Below are 17,177 nucleotides of genomic sequence, written 5' to 3'. Positions count from 1 at the left end.
AAAATGTCTGAAAGATTACCTTACTTATTTCATCAATATTTTAACAAAACCGCTACACCGCAAGAGCGCGATGAATTGATGCAGCTCATCAACGAACCGGGTTCAGAAACCGAGGTGTACGGATTGATGGAAGAAGTATTTAAATCGCACCAGTTTGAAGAGGATCCGTTTCCTGCCGGCACCCGCGAAAGAATACTGGATACAGCATTGGCCGGTTACGTCCCGGCTGATTCAGATACTAATATTGTCCCGATTAAAAAACGCTCAAACGCGCTGATCTATGCCGCCGCGGCTATCGCGGTATTAGCCATATCGTTCGGTTTGTATCAATATCGCCTCAGAAAAAACGACGAAGCCCTTGCCGCTAATAAAGCACACCAGGATGTTAAACCGGGCGGTAACAAAGCGATATTAACGCTTGCCAACGGCGCAAAAATTGAACTTAACGACGCGCAAAATGGCAAGCTTGGCCAACAGGGTAATACCGCCGTGGTTAAGTTGGCCAACGGCAGTCTTGCTTATGTACCAGGTGGCTCAACAACCGGTACACCAATGATCAACACTATGTCTACCCCGAGAGGTGGTCAGTATCAATTGCAGTTGCCCGACGGAACAGCGGTTATGCTCAATTCAGAATCCTCTATTTCATATCCAACAGCGTTTACCGGCAAAACAAGGAACGTCACCATTACCGGCGAGGCTTATTTTGAAGTGGCAAAGAACAAGAAGATGCCTTTTATTGTGAGCTACGGTAATCAAAAGGTTGAGGTGCTTGGAACCCATTTTGATATCCGCGCCTACCAGGAGCAGCCGGGCAAAACCACACTTTTAGAAGGCTCCGTCAAAATATCTAACGGCAATGAGAAACAAATACTGGTGCCGGGTCAGCAGGCGGTTTTCAACACCAACTCCAAAAAGTTTGATATAAAAACAGTTGATACAGAAGATATAGTAGCCTGGAAAAACGGCCTGTTCCTGTTTGACAATACCGACCTTGACCAGGTGATGCTGGAACTGTCCCGGTGGTATGATATTGATGTTGTTTATAAAGGGCCTAAACCTACCCTGAATTTTACCGGCGAGGTAAAAAAGAGTAACAACCTTTCTAAAGCTTTTAAGATCCTGGAATCAACAGGTGGCGTGAAGTTTACGATAGAAGGTAAAACAGTTACTGTAGAAAAGAAATAACCATAAATTAACCAATACCCAATTAACCAAATAAACTTAAAAACATGAGCATACACCCTAAATAACTTCAGCAAAGGGTATCTGAAAAAGCAAGCCCCTCCGGATTCCGGCCAGAGAGGCTAAGTGATTGGATCAACCCAAATTACAATTGTAACCATTGATTTTAAACTTAACCCAAACATTCAAATGTATGAAACATCTTCTACATTCTAAAGCTCCTATGCCCGTAGGTCAGGGGGCAAATGAGATAAACCTACGCGATAGTTATTTTAAACAGGTATTACGGATAATGAAACTCACGGGCGTCCTTTTGTTTGTGCTTACCATGCACCTTAGTGCATCTACTATGGCGCAAAAAGTCAGCCTTTCCAAAGAAAACGGTAACCTTAAATCGGTTTTAAAGGAATTGCGGAAACAAACCGGGTATTTGTTCATGTACAATAACCAGGTGATAAAAAAAGCGCTGCCTGTATCTATCCATGTTACAGATACAGAACTGAGCAAAGTACTGGTTGAAATCTTTAAAGATCAGCCGCTGACCTACGAACTGGATGATAACACCATCATTATCAAGGAACCAACCCAGCCAGCGGGCAACGGACAAGCCGAAAAGCCGGCTCCGGTACGTGTTACCGGTAAAGTAGTGGATAAAAAAGGCCAGCCCATTCCGGGAGTAACCGTGCAGGTTAAAGGCGCGTCAACCATTACTTCAACCGCTGCCGACGGTTCATTTACCATCAACACCGAAAAAGGCAGCACACTTCAGTTCCGTTTTATCGGGTTTGAAATGAAAGAGGTAGTGGTAGAGAGCCAGACATCGCTTACAGTTGTACTTAACGAGGATCAGAAAGGCTTGAACGAGGTTGTGGTTGTAGGTTACGGTACCAGTACCAAAAAGGAGCTAACCAGCGCCATCTCAACTGTAAAATCCGAATCATTCAATGCCGGTGTTGTTGCAACTCCTGCCGACCTGCTGGAAGGTAAGGTTGCCGGTTTGAATATCACCAACGATGGCAACCCCAACGGAACCGCAACGGTTACGCTCCGCGGACCTTCATCATTGCGCGCAGGAGCAGCCTCCACCCCGTTTTATGTTATTGACGGTGTGCCGGGTGCTGATTTTAGTTTGGTTGCACCATCGGATATCGCCTCTATCGATGTTTTGAAAGATGCTTCCGCATCGGCTATTTATGGTACCCGGGCTACCAATGGTGTAATCATTGTTACCACCAAAAAAGCCAAATCGGGCCAGTTACGCATGACCTATGATGCTTATGCTTCTATGCAAAAGATTTCCAACAGGTTTGAAGTAGCTACTGCCGATCAATTAAGGGCCTATGTAAAAGCCAACGGCCAAAGTTTTACCCCTGCAAATGATAACGGCGGTAATACCGACTGGGGCAAGGAAATAGAACGTAATACAGGCTTTTCGCAAAATCATAACTTATCATTTGGCGGCGGCAGCGATAAAACCACTTTTGGCGGTAGCATCAACTACCTCGAAAATCAGGGTATCGTAAAAGGAAGCGGACTGAACCGTTTTGTTGGCAGGCTTAACTTATCGCAAAAAACACTGAACGACAAACTGAAGCTTGATTTCTCACTGAGCAATTCGGTAACCAATTCTGATTTGATCATTAATGATATCCCGCAAACAACTACTAATGGTCAAAACCCCAACTTGTTTAAATCAGTTGTTCAATACCTGCCTACCCGCACAATTTACAATGCCGACGGCACTTTATACACCGATCCTACCTTGTTGATAGGTTATAACCCGGTTGGCCTCATCAAAAATGATACTTATAAACAAAAAATAAACCTGTTATTGGGTAACGTAAAAGGTACATTAACCTTGCCTGCAGGCTTCCTGTATAACTTTAATCTTGCTTACCAAAGCCGCACAACCAATAACAATACCTACCATAATTCGGCATCGGAACTGGCTCAAAACCTGGGCGGCCAAGCCATTCGCTCAACTTATGAGGATACCAAAAAGTTGTTTGAAAACTACTTAAGCTACGTGCATAACTGGGGTAGTAATGATTTCAAGATCCTTGCCGGTTATTCATATGATGAAACCACAACAGGCAACGGTTTCCAGTCATCCAATCAAAATTTCGTGTCGGATGATACCGGTTATAATAACCTTGGTTTGGGTACCCCTCCTGCCGGTTACCTGGTTAACTACGGCACCGTACAGGTTGAAACGCTTCGCCTGATCTCGTTTTACTCACGCGTTAACTACAGCTACAAAGGCAAATATATTTTCCAGGCTTCTTTAAGGCGTGATGGTTCCAACGCGTTTGGTGCCAATCATCGCTGGGGTTATTTCCCTGCCGGATCTGCCGCGTGGAGGGTGATCGATGAATCGTTCATGAAATCGCAACACCTGTTTGATGATCTGAAAGTGCGTGTTGGTTATGGTAAAACAGGTAACTCACAAGGTTTCCCGGCTTACACTCCGCTAACCCAATACGGAACAACAGGCAGCTTCTATTATAATGGCAACTATATCGGCGCTATCGGCCCTACGCAAAACCCTAATCCGAACCTGAAATGGGAAGCTACTGCTACCATAAACGCGGGTATCGATTTCTCTTTATTTCAGGGACGACTTGGCGGATCTGTGGATATCTACAACAAGAAAACTACCGATATGATCTCGGTGATCCCGGTATCAACAGTTACTAACCTGGTATCAACCTTAACTGCCAACGTGGGTAGCATGAGCAACAAAGGTGTGGAGATAGCACTTAACGGAACTCCTGTAAAATCGGGCGCGTTTAGCTGGGATACTTATGGAAACATTGCCTTCAACAAAAATAAGATCACTTCATTGGGTGTAAACCTGTCAAAAATTTATGCAGGCTATCCTGAGGCACCAGGCCAGAGCGGGATCCACGTATCTATCATCGAGGCCGGTTATCCGCTGGGTGAGTTTTATACCCTTAAGTATTTAGGCAGAACAAACGGCGTCTCAACATTCCAGGGTGCTAATGGTCAGCCAACCACCACGCCAACAAGTGCCGACCAGACTTATGCCGGCAACGCCCAACCTACCTATACTTTTGGATGGGGAAATAACCTGAACTACAAAAACTTCAGCCTTAATTTCTTCTTCCGTGGTCAAGGTGGTAATAAAATTATGGATGCTTCACTTGCAAGCTTTAACCAGCCAACACAGGCCTCGGCGCACAACGTACCTGTGTTAACCTTAAGCGAGCCGGGTAATGATGTAAACGCTAACTTATTCTCTACAAGGTATCTGGAAAGTGGCACGTTTGTACGTTTAAGCAACGCTACACTGGCTTATAAATTCAAAGTTCCGGGTAATTATATCCATGGTGTAAGGGTTTATCTAACCGGTACCAACCTGTTCATCATCACCAAATACAAAGGTGTTGATCCGGAGTTGAACCTGAGCTTAAATAACCAGGCAAGCGGGCAATTCATTGGGGTAGATTACAATAACTTCTATCCTAAAACACGCAGTTACCTGGTTGGTGTTCAAGTAGATTTATAATTAACCATTAAAGATCAAACAAGATGAATCGTATTAAACAACATATAGTTTTTAGTTTTTTAGCGGCATGTATGGCTTTGGTGGCTTTACAAAGCTGCACCAAGCTTGATGTGGTACCCGTATCAACACTTACCCCGGCAAACTTCCCAAAAACCCCCGCGCAGTTTGTGGCGGCTACAGGGCCAATTTATACTACCTTCCGCGGTACTCCCGGACGTAACCTCTGGCTTACATTAAACCTCAGTACCGATGAAAACGTACTGGTTGCCCGTGGTGGTAACTGGCTGGATGGCGGTACTTATTCAACCCTTAACCTGCATACTTATACCCCTGATAATACCATATTTGAAGACGACTGGACATGGGGTTTCTCAACCATCAGTACCTGTAACCAGGTGTTATCGTTATTTTCATCGGTGGCAGAAAGTGCAGCTAAAGACCAAACCGTAGCCGAGATAAAAACCATGCGCGCCATGGCATACTTTTACATGATGGACCTGTTTGGTAACGTGCCTATCTCCAAAAGTTTTGGCGATACTACCAATTTGGGAACCCAAACCCGCGCGCAGGTATTTGCCTTTGTTGAAAGCGAATTATTGGCCCAGATTCCAAACCTGAGCAGTACGGTTGACGTTTCAACTTATGGCAGGCCTACCAAATACCTTGCATACACCATACTGGCAAAAATGTACCTGAATGCCGCTTATTACATTGGCACGCCAAGATACCAGGACGCGGTAACCATGTGTGATAATGTAATCAAAGACAACAAATATGCTTTAGATGCCGATTACCTGGGGATGTTCAGACCGAATAACGGTCCGCAGATTAAGGATTTCATTTTTGCGATCCCTTATGATGGGAACCTGGCACAGGGACAATATTACGCCCGGTGGACACTTCACCCGGCTCTGAAAGCCAAATATAGCCTGCCTTATGCACCCGATGGACCAATGTATACGTTCCCAACCTATTACGCGCTTTTTAACGACGCTAATGACGTGCGTAAAAAACAATACCTGACCGGGAAGCAATATTACAACGACGGTACGCCTATACTAATCACGACCACCAACAAAGGTTTGGATGATAATTATAGTGGACCTGACCCAGGTGGCGTAGTAAAGCACCAGTTAGAGTTTACGCCTGATATCACCTGGAGAAACAAAGCAACGTTTGATATCGGCAATGATGAATTGGCAAATGAAGAAGGCTACCGTAACAATAAATTTTATCCGGACAGCACTTCTACCTCACGTAACCAGGGTAATGATGTACCGATGTTCAGGTATGCCGATATATTGCTGATGAAGGCCGAGGCTATTTTAAGAGGTGCTACCACCACAAATGGCGACTCGCCTTTAACGCTGGTTAACCAGGTGCGCAGCCGTGCAAAGGCGGCTTCATTAGGTTCTGTAGCCCTTTCAGATATCCTTGACGAACGCGGTCGCGAATTTGCGGTTGAATGGTGGCGCCGTAATGACCTGATCCGTTTTGGACAGTTTGAAAAAGCATGGGGCATAAAAACAGATGCGGACCCTAATCACCGCATCTTCCCGATACCGAATCCGGAAATTCAGTTAAACCCTAAATTGAAACAAAATCCGGGCTATTGATAATCCATAATTAATAAATCCCTGGCTGGAAACAGCCGGGGATTTTATTACGGGTAATTTTTTGACGAAAGTGATTACTTTAACTGCCGCAAACTTTAATTATAAAGTGGATGGTAATGTAAAAGCGTTTATAAAATATGATGAAAGCAATCCTGTTATTCCTGTTTTCCACAGTAGTGATCAATATAGCATCCGCGCAGCAAAAGATTTACAATATCAAAAAACTGGGTGCGGTAGCCGATGGCAAAACCGATAATGTCCGCATCATTCAGGATGCTATTGACAAAGCCGCTGAAGCAGGCGGAGGAACTATCTGGATCCCGGCTGGTAAATTCGTAACCAGTGTTATTCACCTGCGATCGAATATTGAGTTACACCTCGCCGCGGGAGCAGAATTATTAGGCTCTGCCAAACGTATTACCTATGGTCCTGAAAAGGCTTCTGCACTTATTGTTGCAGAAAAGCAACAAAACATTTCCATCACCGGAAAAGGTACTATTGACGGGCAGGGCGATGCATTGATCAAAGATATTTACCGGATGCTGAACAATGGCACGTTAAAAGATAAGGAATGGAAAACCTATAACGACTGGCACCAGTTACGCCCGGAAGAAGATAACAGGCCTAAGCTCATTGTATTTGAAAAATGCGACAAGATCAATCTTAAAAACTTTACCATTAAAAATGGCCTTTGCTGGATCCAGGATTACAGAAGCTGTACCAATATGGTTATTGACAGCATTAACGTAATCAGTAATACGTTTTTAAATAACGACGGGATTGACCTGGTTGATTGCAAAAACGTAAAACTCACCAATAGTTTTTTTAACGTAGCCGATGATGGGATCTGCCTGAAATCATCCGATCCGCAGGGTGCGTGTGAAAACATATACATTGCCAATTGCAAGATCCGTTCAAGCGCCAGTGCCTTTAAAATGGGAACGGCATCATGGGGTGGTTTCAAAAAAATAACCGTACGCGATATTTATGTGTACGATACATTTCGCTCGGCTGTGGCCATTGAATCGGTAGATGGAGCTACTATTCAGGATATAGACGTTAGGGGTGTTATAGCAAAAAACACAGGTAACGCCATATTCATCAGGTTGGGCAAACGTGCCAAAACAAGGCCTGTAGGTGAGATAAGCCGTGTTTACATAGGCGATGTTAAGGTAGAAGTACCGGCCGGAAAACCGGATGCAGGCTATCACGAAGAAGGTCCGCAGGAGCAATTCGCTCATAATATTTTCCCGTCTTCGGTTTCCGGGATCCCGGGTTCGCCGGTGAGGGATGTCACGTTGGAGAACATCGACATCACTTATAAAGGCACAGCTAAAAAGCAGAAAGCATTTTTTAACATCGATTCTTTAACCAGGGTGCCTGAAAAAATCTCTTCATACCCAGAGTTTTCCATGTTTGGAGAATTACCTGCATCAGCCTTTTATGCGCGGCATACGGAGGGACTCAACCTGAAAAACATCCATATCAATTACACCGGTCAGGATTTCCGTACACCGTTTGTTTTTGATGATGTGAGCGAACTGGCTGCTGATAAGATCAATATATCAGGCTTTAAAAAATTGCCCCTTTTATATTTGAACAACGTTGAGGTTAAATTATTGCAGGATATTCAACCCACCGATAAACGCGAGCAGATCATAAAAACCAACAACCCTAAAACTTCAAATTAAATGAGCTGTAAAACAAAGGTTTTTATTTGTGCATTGCTCGGCGGTATATGTTTAACAACAATGAATGCCCGGGCACAGCTAAACGTTCAATCATCTTATGCTTTAATAAAAAGGATTATACCCGGTAACGCGCAAAAGTTTATTGTTCAACCGCTTCCGGCGGCAGACGCAAAAGACGTTTTTGAGGTAGAAGGTACAAAAGGCAAAATCATATTAAGGGGCAATAACGGTGTGGCTGTGGCCTCTGCCTTGTATTATTACCTTACCGAATATGCCCACTGCCAGGTTACCTGGAACGGCACAAACTTAAACCTGCCCGTAAGTTTGCCTATGCCGGCTAAAAGGATCAGGAAAGCTACGCCATATCAGTATCGCTATTACCTTAATTATTGCACCTATAGCTATAGCATGAGCTGGTGGGATTGGAAGCGATGGGAAAAAGAAATTGACTGGATGGCCCTGCATGGTATTAATATGCCATTGGCTATAACCGGCCAGGAATATGTATGGGACAAGGTGTACAAATCCATGGGCTTCAGCAATAAGGATATGCAGGATTTTTTTACCGGTCCGGCATATTTTGGCTGGTTTTATATGGGCAATATCGATCAATGGGATGGCCCGCTGCCTGCCAGCTGGATAAACAGCCACAAAGACCTTCAGGTGAAAATATTACAGCGTGAGCGTGAGCTTGGAATCAAGCCGGTACTTCCCGCATTTACCGGGCATGTGCCTGCATCGTTCAAAACGCATTTCCCTAATGCCAAACTGAAGCAAACCAATTGGAAAAATGGCTTTGCCGATACTTATATCCTGGATTCGGAAGATCCTTTATTCGCCGAGATCGGTAAGAAATTCATCCAGGAACAAACCAAAGTTTACGGTACCGATCACCTGTATTCGGCCGATACATTTAACGAGAATGAACCACCATCCAATGATCTCAAATTCCTGTCGGAGCTAAGCGCGAGAATTTATGATGGGATGAAAAATGCTGATCCCAAAGCCGTTTGGGTGATGCAGGGCTGGTTGTTTTTCAGCGACCGCAAATTCTGGCAAAACGAACAGATCAAAGCTTTGCTGAATGCTGTGCCTAACGAGCACATGATCGTGCTTGATCTTAATACCGATTATGAACCGGTTTGGAAACGTACCGAAGCTTTTTACGGCAAACCATGGATCTGGAATATGCTGCACAATTACGGCGGCAATAACAGTTTGTTCGGGAGGATAGAAGCTGTAGCCGCGCAACCTGCACAGGCGCTAAATGATCCAAAATCGGGCCGATTGGTGGGCATTGGCTTAACCATGGAAGCCATCGAACAAACGCCGGTGCTTTATGAGCTAATGACGCAAAATACCTGGCAAAATAAACCTATCAATTTAGATGAATGGCTGTCGGCTTATCTCCTCAACCGTTATGGCGTAAAAAACCAGGATGCCGTGGATGCCTGGCAAACCCTCAGGACTACCGTTTTTAACGGCAAAGATATCCGCGATGGCGCCGAATCGATCATTACAGGCAGGCCAACCCTTGATTCTGCGGCTGTATGGACGCGTACGCATCTAAACTATAACCGTAAAAACCTGTTGCCCGCATGGGATAAAATGATTGCAGCTATACCCGAATGCAAGCAAAGTAGCGGCTTTAAATATGATTTAGTTGATGTAACCCGACAGGTACTGGCCAACTATGGCCGCCCGCTTCAGCTGAAATGGGCGAAGGCTTATCATGATAAAGACCTTAAATCCTTTGAACAGTACAGTAATGATTATATCAACCTGATAGCTGACATGGACAGGCTGTTGGCCACTCAAAAAGATTTTATGCTTGGCCCCTGGATAGCTGACGCCCGCAAATGGGGAACTAATCCGAGTGAAAAAGCGCTCTACGAAAAAAATGCCCGCAACCTGATAACACTTTGGGGAGATGCTGATAGTCCTCTGCATGAATACTCGTGCAGGCAATGGAGCGGTTTGCTCAATGATTTTTATAAAACACGGTGGCAAAAATTTTTTACGCTGCTGAAGGGATCGATAGAAACAGGTAAACAACCCGATTTTAAGCTGTTTGACAAATCGATAAGCGGTTGGGAATGGCAATGGGTTAATTCATCCAAAGCATATCCAGTTATACCCGTTGGCAGCAGTACAGCGGTTGCACAGCAACTCTATGAAAAATACAGGACAGCAATGGTTAAGGACCTTGAATAATGGAAACAAATAATACAAGCAAATCATTGGATAATCCTGTAAAAAAAACTGCGCGACTGTTATCATTAGATGCGCTCCGTGGTTTTGATATGTTCTGGATCATGAGCGGCGAAGGTGTTGTACATGCGCTTGCTAAAGCCACCGGCTGGCCGGTTTTTGTATGGATGTCGGGGCAGCTGCATCATACTGTGTGGAATGGCATTACTTTTTATGATATGATCTTTCCGCTGTTCCTGTTTATTGCAGGGGTTTCTATGCCTTATTCCATGGGAAGTAAAGCGGCAAAATATGAAGTAAATCATCCTCATCTATTACCCTCAGCGGCAAAGGGCGAAATTTATCGCTCCATGATCAGGCGTACCGTGATACTGCTTTTTTTAGGCATGGTGGTTAATGGCCTGTTTAAGTTTAACGGATATGAAAATACCCGCTTTGCAAGTGTGCTTGGCCGTATCGGGCTTGCGTGGTTTTTTGCAGGCATAATTTATCTGAATGTTGGTACCAAAGGTCAAATTCTATGGTTCGGTATTTTGCTGCTGGGCTATTGGGCAGCTATGGAATGGATCCCGGTACCGGGCTACGGAGCCGGGGTTTTAACCATGAATGGCAGCCTGGAATCTTATATCGACCGCTTGCTGCTTCCCGGCAGGCTACATGATAAGGTACATGACCCAGAGGGCGTACTATCTACCATTCCGGCAATTGGTACAGCCATGCTGGGGATATTTACGGGCCAATTCTTAAAGCTTGAATCAGTAAAATGGCCTATGTGGAAAAAGGGGGTAAGCTTATTCGTGATTGGCCTGCTCCTCATCGGTGTGGGTTTACTTTGGGATATAGCCTTTCCGATCAACAAGCGCTTGTGGACCAGCTCGTTCGTGCTGTTTGTTGGTGGTTGGAGCCTGGTTTTCCTTTCGGTGTTTTATTTAATTATTGACGTTGCCGGTTTCCGCAAATGGGCTTTCCCCTTTGTGCTTATCGGCGTAAACTCCATAGTGATCTACCTCGCATCCGAAGGAATGATAGATTTTCAGCATACCGCGAATTATTTCTTTGGTGGTATTATTAGCCATCTTGCCCAAAACTGGCAGCCGGTATGGGCGGCTGTATCTATAGTTTTAGTGCAGCTAACACTACTTTATATTTTATATAGGAATAAGATTTTTCTGAAAATATAAATGCTGTGTTTAGGTCTTTGTTTCAACTCAAACCGACCAAATAATCTTTAAAATTTGTCATCAGTACTGTTTGATGTTCATTAACAATCTTACTATAAACATTCTGTGGGATCAAATATTTATACATCAAATCATGAGACAATGCTTCAGAAAATGTTATAGGTATAGGAAGTTTTTTAAGTTCCTTGTAAGCGTAACAATCTTCATCTACTGTTATCGAACAATAAATTTTATTATCATTTTTGTCAAAAACATCGAGCCGTGCATATCCATTAACATCGTAAAACGCACTAAAACTCCCGCTACTCAAAAAATGTAAGCTGTAAAACTTTTTATCTTCTATATTTAAATCTTTTAATTGTTTCTTATCCAAATAACGGTTGATAATACTATAAATCATATTCATAAACATTTTTACGTACCAATAAATGCTTATGGATATTAATTGTGTGTTGTTATTCGGTTTAAATTCATTTAGCATTAAAAGTACACCTTTACTAATGTAGTCAACAAAATGTTCAATCTCCCGACTGTCTTTATCGTACTGTTCTAAAATTGCTTTGTTATTTTCAATTGATAATAAGTTGTTTTTACCTATAGCTAATAACTTATCAATAGATGCATAACCGTTGAAGAAAATTTGTTTTTTCAAAATACTTGTATTCCGATGCAAATGCGAATCAGAAAGTATACTTCTAATTAAAGCGATATCTACCTCAGTATAATCTGAAAAATTTAAAATGATCTGTCTTTTTTCTATTGGGATCGATTTTATTGAGAAATCTTCCCTCTTAAAAAATCTTGTCAAATTTTTGACGCTACTTTCATACTCCAATTCAAAATTTTGATATAGCCTGTCTGCAATTTCTAAGGGGACTTCTGATTTGTCGATTTTAATAGGAATCAGGTATTTCTTCCTATCCTTGTCTTCTTTGGCCAAAATAGCTCTAAACTCTTTTGAAGTCCAAATTGAGGAATTATAGTGTTCTGATATAACAACAATCAAATAGTTGCTTTCTTTTATTCCTGTAAAGATTTTATCGTACAAAGAATCTCCCAATGATAGTTCATATGCATCCAGCCAAACAGGGATATCATTAGTTAACAAGTCATGAGCCAATCTTTTTACGAAATCATTGTCTTTAGACGAATGACTAATAAAAATTTTCGACATTGATAAACGTTAATTTATATATTATTTCACAAGCCTAAATATACAATATTTTATATCTCTACTGACCAAACACTCACTCACCTTACAACAGTCACATAACCGGACAATACCGGTTTATTTTTCGCCGGTTCAATGATATAATAATAAACCGCGGAAGGCACTCCTGCTCCATGATAAGTGCCATCCCACGGTTTTGAATATCCCACGGAGTGATAAAGTTGTTGGCCAAGCCTGTTGTAAACGCTTACCGTGCTACCCGGATAATATTCCAATGAAGATATCACCCATAAATCATTGGCACCGTCACCATTTGGCGTAAATATATTGGGGACTACAATTTTTGGTGGCAACGCGTTGATTGTTAAAATCCCATCAACGTAGCTAATTGTATAATTGGGCGACATAGCTCCGGTTGCGTTTATCGGATATTGCCCGGCTACAGATAAAGCAGTTGCCAGTGTGGTAACCATAGGTTTTACAATTAGTTGCGCCGCGGTTTCATTATTCACAAAGCCCGTATATGTTACCGTCAGCTCAGGGTTTGCCATACCCGCAACTTTGGTTTTATTATCAGCCGTTATAGTGAGCGGTGTCGGGTTCACCTTACTGTTTGGCATAAATTGAGTCGCGGTTATTGAGCCGCTGCTTAATAAAATATCACCATTGTAAATGCCTGCCGGTGTTTTAGCCGCTAATCTTATATAAACGGTTGTAGCAGCAATATTCCCGCCCTGCCCCAAAGTAATAAAAGGGTGGAAACCCGAATTATCAATACTTACTTCAAACCCGGTTGGTGGCGTCACCAAAATTCCTGCAGGAAGACCATTTCCGGATATTGTAAAAATGGTTGATGTTGAGGGCGTACCATAAATAGTGTTTACAGCGCTAATTGTACCTGACGCTATAATTGCTACCGGCGGCGTTACCGTAATTTTGCCTGTATTATAAGTTATTAAATAATTAGCTGGATTAAATGTTCCGCCACTTGCTAACGACGGTGTGATAGCAGCCGGATAAACGCCGATTGGGTCATTAGCGGCTGCCCCTGAGCCGTAAGTAATTGTTACGCTCCCAATGTTCTCCTGGTTTTGCAATCCTGATGAGATGAAAGCCGTGGAACCTGTTTGTTCGGTTAGTATGGTACCAAACGGCTTGTTGACATCAACAGCAGTAATAGTTAACGGTGCCGGCGTAATTTTAATGTTGCCTAAGATGTAGGCAATTGTATAATTTCCGGGCAAAAACCCGTTGGTACCGGTGTTCACAGCAGGTATAATGCTTTGATATACCCCTACTCCTGCCGTGGGCTCCGCCCCGGTGCCATAGGTCAGGCTAACTGAGGTAATTGTGTTGCCGTTCTTTAAACCACCGGCAGCAACAATAAACGCTGTTGAACTTGGATTGTTATTCAATGTAGAACCATAGACTTTACTGATATCATTGGCTGTTACGGTTATAGGTGTTGGGGTAACTTTGCTGACGGGCATCGGTACAGTTATAGCCGGTGCCCCCGTGCTGCTCAATAGAATATTGCCTGCATATGCTCCTGCATCAGTTGTTGATTTTAAACGGATATAAATTTTTGAGCCGTTCAAACTCCCTGCCGATCCAACAGTAACGGTATTAGTAAAAGTTACGTTATCCATGCTCAGTTCAAAACCATCGGGTGCCGTAACCAAAATGCCTGTTGATAAATTAGTACCGGATACCGTAAAGCTGGTTGGTGCCGAAGGCGTACCATAAGTTGTATTAACTGCCTGCAAAGGTGGTGTCGCTGTGATATCAGGGATCGGCTTAACCGTGATATTGAAACTTGTAGCGTTTCCGGTACATAAGGAGGTGGGTGTAACAAAACTACCAAAGGAATAAGGGTCTCCATCTATATTAATAGTTGCTGACACCGAATTATTGAGCGTATTAATAACTGAAACACTCTTAGAACCCTGATTACTTACATAAAGTTTGGTGCCATCGCCGCTTAAAGAAATACCCCTTGGGAATGTACCGACCGGGATAGATGTTATAACGGTATGTGTTCTATTATTTATTACCGAAACTGTACTGCTTGATGCATTTGCCACATAGGTTAAATCACCAGCCGCGCTAATAACCAAGCCTGTAGGCTGTTCGCCGACCGATATCTCATATAATGTCGAATATGTTGAAGCATCAATTACAGACACCGTATTACTAAAGTAATTAGCTACATATATAAATTTATTGTCAGGAGTAACACCAATTCCTAAAGGCCAGCCCTGGGCTTGTGCAGAACCAACTATTTCGTACGTCGCAGTGTTAAATATGACAACATTTCTTTCTAAATTATTAGTAACGTACAACCGGGTACCATCGGGGCTCACCACAAGACTTTGAGGGTTCACTCCTCCCGACGGCAGAATTTTCAAAACAGTATTGGTCGCGGTGTTTATCACTGAAACAGTATTAAATGGACTTTGACTGGTTACATAAAGCCTGCTTCCGTCAGGGCTAATTGCTATCCCATATGGACGTTCGTTTACAGTTATATTGGTAATAACTGTGTTGCTTGCCACATCTATAACAGATACCGTATTGCCGGTAGACGGACCTATCAGGTTTTGGTTTGTTACATATACCCTTTTCCCATCAGGACTAACGGCTACGCCTGTTGGCTGTACACCTACAGGAATAGTTGCCACCACGCTGTTATTCTCCAGGTTAATAACTGATACAGTATTGGCATTTTGATTAGCCGTATACGCATAGGCAGGCCCAGGTACCGGCGTTACAGTTATGGTAGCCTTAACAGGGCTACCAGTATGGTTTACAGCAGTGAACGAGGATATATTGCCAGTTCCGTTTGCAGGCAGGCCAATACTTGTTTTATCATTTACCCAGGTAAAGGTATTTCCTGTACCTGTAAAATTTACCGGGGTTGTTGCATCACCGGCAAAAACCACCTGGTTGCTTACGGCATTTACAGTCGGGAGTTTATTTATATTACCTGCTACGCTTACATTTTGATAGGTAATTCCAGACGAACTGAGTGTTACATTACCAGATATATGGCCAACAGCGGATGCCGCCGACCGTACATAAATTGTTTTGCTGCTAAGCAGTCCACCAGCCTGACTGAATGTGATAGTGTTGCCATAAGAACCGGCAGGCGCGAGTGATAGCTCAAAGCCCGCAGGAGCAGTGGCCACAATATCAGCAGATAAACCGCTTCCAGAAACGGTGAATTGCTCAATTTCCGGGCTCGCAGATGGCGTACCCTCACAAGCTGAAATAATACCACTAACCGCACTTACTGTGATAACCGGAGGCGGATCAACTGTGATAGTAAAAGTGATTGGTTGCCCGCCGCATCCCGGGCCTTTTGCAATGAAATTGCCAAATGAATAAGGGCTGGATCCAACTATAACCTGTCCGCCGTTATAAGTGTTTGTCAACTGAGCATAGTCTACAGCATCATTTGCTGCATCCACTATATAAATAAAAGAGCCATCTGGCGTTACAGAAAGGGATAAGGACCTTCCGGCTGTTGCCTCCTGGAAAACTTCTCTCGTTGCAGGGATCAGGAAACAAAAATATCCACTGTTATTGGTAAAATAGACTCTTGAACCGTCAGCACTTACTGTCAATGCCGTGGGGTTTGTTGCTGCCGAAAAATTATCAATTACTGTGTTATTGGTTGCATTAATAGCTGTTATTGTATAAAAACCAAAATTAGTTACATAAACTCTTGTTCCGTCGGGGCTTATGGCGACGCCAAGCGGGTTTGACTGTGCCTGCATGGTAGCTATCACATTACCCGTGGAAGTATTGACAGCCGAAACCGTATTGGAGTTATAGTTGGCAACATATAACTTACTTCCATCCGGCGTTACAGCAACGCCATACGGGCTTTGTCCTACAGTAATTGTAGATATCACTGTATTTGTCAGCGCGTTAATTACAGACACGCTATTTTCGCCAAAATTGGTTACATATACCCTTTTTCCATCAGGACTTACTGCAACTCCCCGGGGATTTTGACCTACAGGAATAGTAGCGGTTACTGCATTGGTTAATGTATTAATGACCGAAACACTATTAGAACCTTCGTTAGTTATATAAACCAACGTGGAATTGGGATTAACAGAAACACCAAAGGGTTTTGTCCCAACGGGGATGGTTGCTATAACTGTATTACTAAGTGTACTAACAACCGAAACATTATTTGAGCCATAATTGGCCACATAAGCAAAATCAGAAGACAAGGGCCTTGCTTTAATGGTAGCTGTGATCGGAGTTGTGCCGTTGTTAATTGCTGTAAATGACGGGATATTACCATTTCCGGTGGCCGCCAATCCGATATCGGGCTTGTCATTTTCCCAGCTATAAACGCAGCCACCTGCCGGAAAGTTAACAGCTGTGGTGTGCTCTCCGCTTTTAATATGTTGATTGCCTTGTGCGCCTGCCCTGGTTAACAAGCACTGAAGAAAAGCGGCGAGTATTAAGAAAAGTAAATATTTCCTCATTTGCACGGGGCACTATCCGGTAATTTGTTTAAGGTTTGTAGTATTGCCGGTTTTATTATTGACACGTGCAAGGTGCTGAGTTCTATTT

At 43.2% G+C, this 17,177-nt stretch carries 8 protein-coding genes; 6 read left to right on the top strand and 2 right to left on the bottom strand.

Annotation, left to right across the window (positions count from 1 at the left end):
* Window positions 1-3: 3 nt before the first annotated feature.
* The 6 genes from DUL71_RS22575 (at window position 4) to DUL71_RS22550 (ending at window position 11,413) form a co-directional block, all read left to right on the top strand.
* Window positions 4-1,188 carry a FecR family protein gene (locus tag DUL71_RS22575; RefSeq protein ID WP_114940151.1) on the top strand — a complete coding sequence of 395 codons (1,185 nt, stop codon included), beginning with the start codon at window positions 4-6 and terminating at the stop codon, window positions 1,186-1,188.
* Window positions 1,189-1,378: 190 nt separating this feature from the next.
* Window positions 1,379-4,714 (top strand): TonB-dependent receptor, encoded by a 3,336-nt coding sequence (locus tag DUL71_RS22570; RefSeq protein WP_114940150.1) that lies wholly within the window; start codon window positions 1,379-1,381, stop codon window positions 4,712-4,714.
* A 23-nt stretch (window positions 4,715-4,737) separates the two neighbouring features.
* Window positions 4,738-6,330, top strand: a complete 1,593-nt coding sequence (locus DUL71_RS22565) for a RagB/SusD family nutrient uptake outer membrane protein (RefSeq protein ID WP_114940149.1) — start codon at window positions 4,738-4,740, stop codon at window positions 6,328-6,330.
* A gap of 137 nt (window positions 6,331-6,467) precedes the next feature.
* Window positions 6,468-8,021 carry a glycoside hydrolase family 28 protein gene (locus DUL71_RS22560; protein ID WP_114940148.1) on the top strand — a complete coding sequence of 518 codons (1,554 nt, stop codon included), beginning with the start codon at window positions 6,468-6,470 and terminating at the stop codon, window positions 8,019-8,021.
* A 60-nt stretch (window positions 8,022-8,081) separates the two neighbouring features.
* Window positions 8,082-10,235 carry an alpha-N-acetylglucosaminidase gene (locus DUL71_RS22555; RefSeq protein WP_208645630.1) on the top strand — a complete coding sequence of 718 codons (2,154 nt, stop codon included), beginning with the start codon at window positions 8,082-8,084 and terminating at the stop codon, window positions 10,233-10,235.
* The gene (locus DUL71_RS22550; protein ID WP_114940146.1) at window positions 10,235-11,413 is read left to right on the top strand and encodes an acyltransferase family protein; all 1,179 of its coding nucleotides are present in this window, start codon (window positions 10,235-10,237) and stop codon (window positions 11,411-11,413) included. Before DUL71_RS22555 ends, DUL71_RS22550 begins: the two co-directional genes overlap by 1 nt.
* A gap of 22 nt (window positions 11,414-11,435) precedes the next feature.
* Here DUL71_RS22550 and DUL71_RS22545 read toward each other — a convergent pair whose 3' ends face one another.
* On the bottom strand, window positions 11,436-12,587 hold the full coding sequence (locus DUL71_RS22545) for a toll/interleukin-1 receptor domain-containing protein (RefSeq protein WP_114940145.1): 1,152 nt from the start codon (window positions 12,585-12,587) through the stop codon (window positions 11,436-11,438).
* 77 nt (window positions 12,588-12,664) lie between these two features.
* On the bottom strand, window positions 12,665-17,041 hold the full coding sequence (locus tag DUL71_RS22540) for an MBG domain-containing protein (RefSeq protein ID WP_161964488.1): 4,377 nt from the start codon (window positions 17,039-17,041) through the stop codon (window positions 12,665-12,667).
* Window positions 17,042-17,177 lie beyond the last annotated feature (136 nt).

It is taken from the genome of Mucilaginibacter endophyticus (assembly GCF_003351025.1).
Classification (GTDB): Bacteria; Bacteroidota; Bacteroidia; order Sphingobacteriales; family Sphingobacteriaceae; genus Mucilaginibacter; species Mucilaginibacter endophyticus.
This window is presented reverse-complemented; position numbering and strand designations above follow the sequence as displayed.

Excerpts from the sequence above, each read along its gene's own strand:
- DUL71_RS22575 (WP_114940151.1), top strand. The coding sequence starts at position 4 with ATGTCTGAAAGATTACCTTACTTATTTCATCAATATTTTAACAAAACC.
- DUL71_RS22570 (WP_114940150.1), top strand. The coding sequence starts at position 1,379 with ATGAAACATCTTCTACATTCTAAAGCTCCTATGCCCGTAGGTCAGGGG.
- DUL71_RS22565 (WP_114940149.1), top strand. The coding sequence starts at position 4,738 with ATGAATCGTATTAAACAACATATAGTTTTTAGTTTTTTAGCGGCATGT.
- DUL71_RS22560 (WP_114940148.1), top strand. The coding sequence starts at position 6,468 with ATGATGAAAGCAATCCTGTTATTCCTGTTTTCCACAGTAGTGATCAAT.
- DUL71_RS22555 (WP_208645630.1), top strand. The coding sequence starts at position 8,082 with ATGAATGCCCGGGCACAGCTAAACGTTCAATCATCTTATGCTTTAATA.
- DUL71_RS22550 (WP_114940146.1), top strand. The coding sequence starts at position 10,235 with ATGGAAACAAATAATACAAGCAAATCATTGGATAATCCTGTAAAAAAA.
- DUL71_RS22545 (WP_114940145.1), bottom strand. The coding sequence starts at position 12,587 with ATGTCGAAAATTTTTATTAGTCATTCGTCTAAAGACAATGATTTCGTA.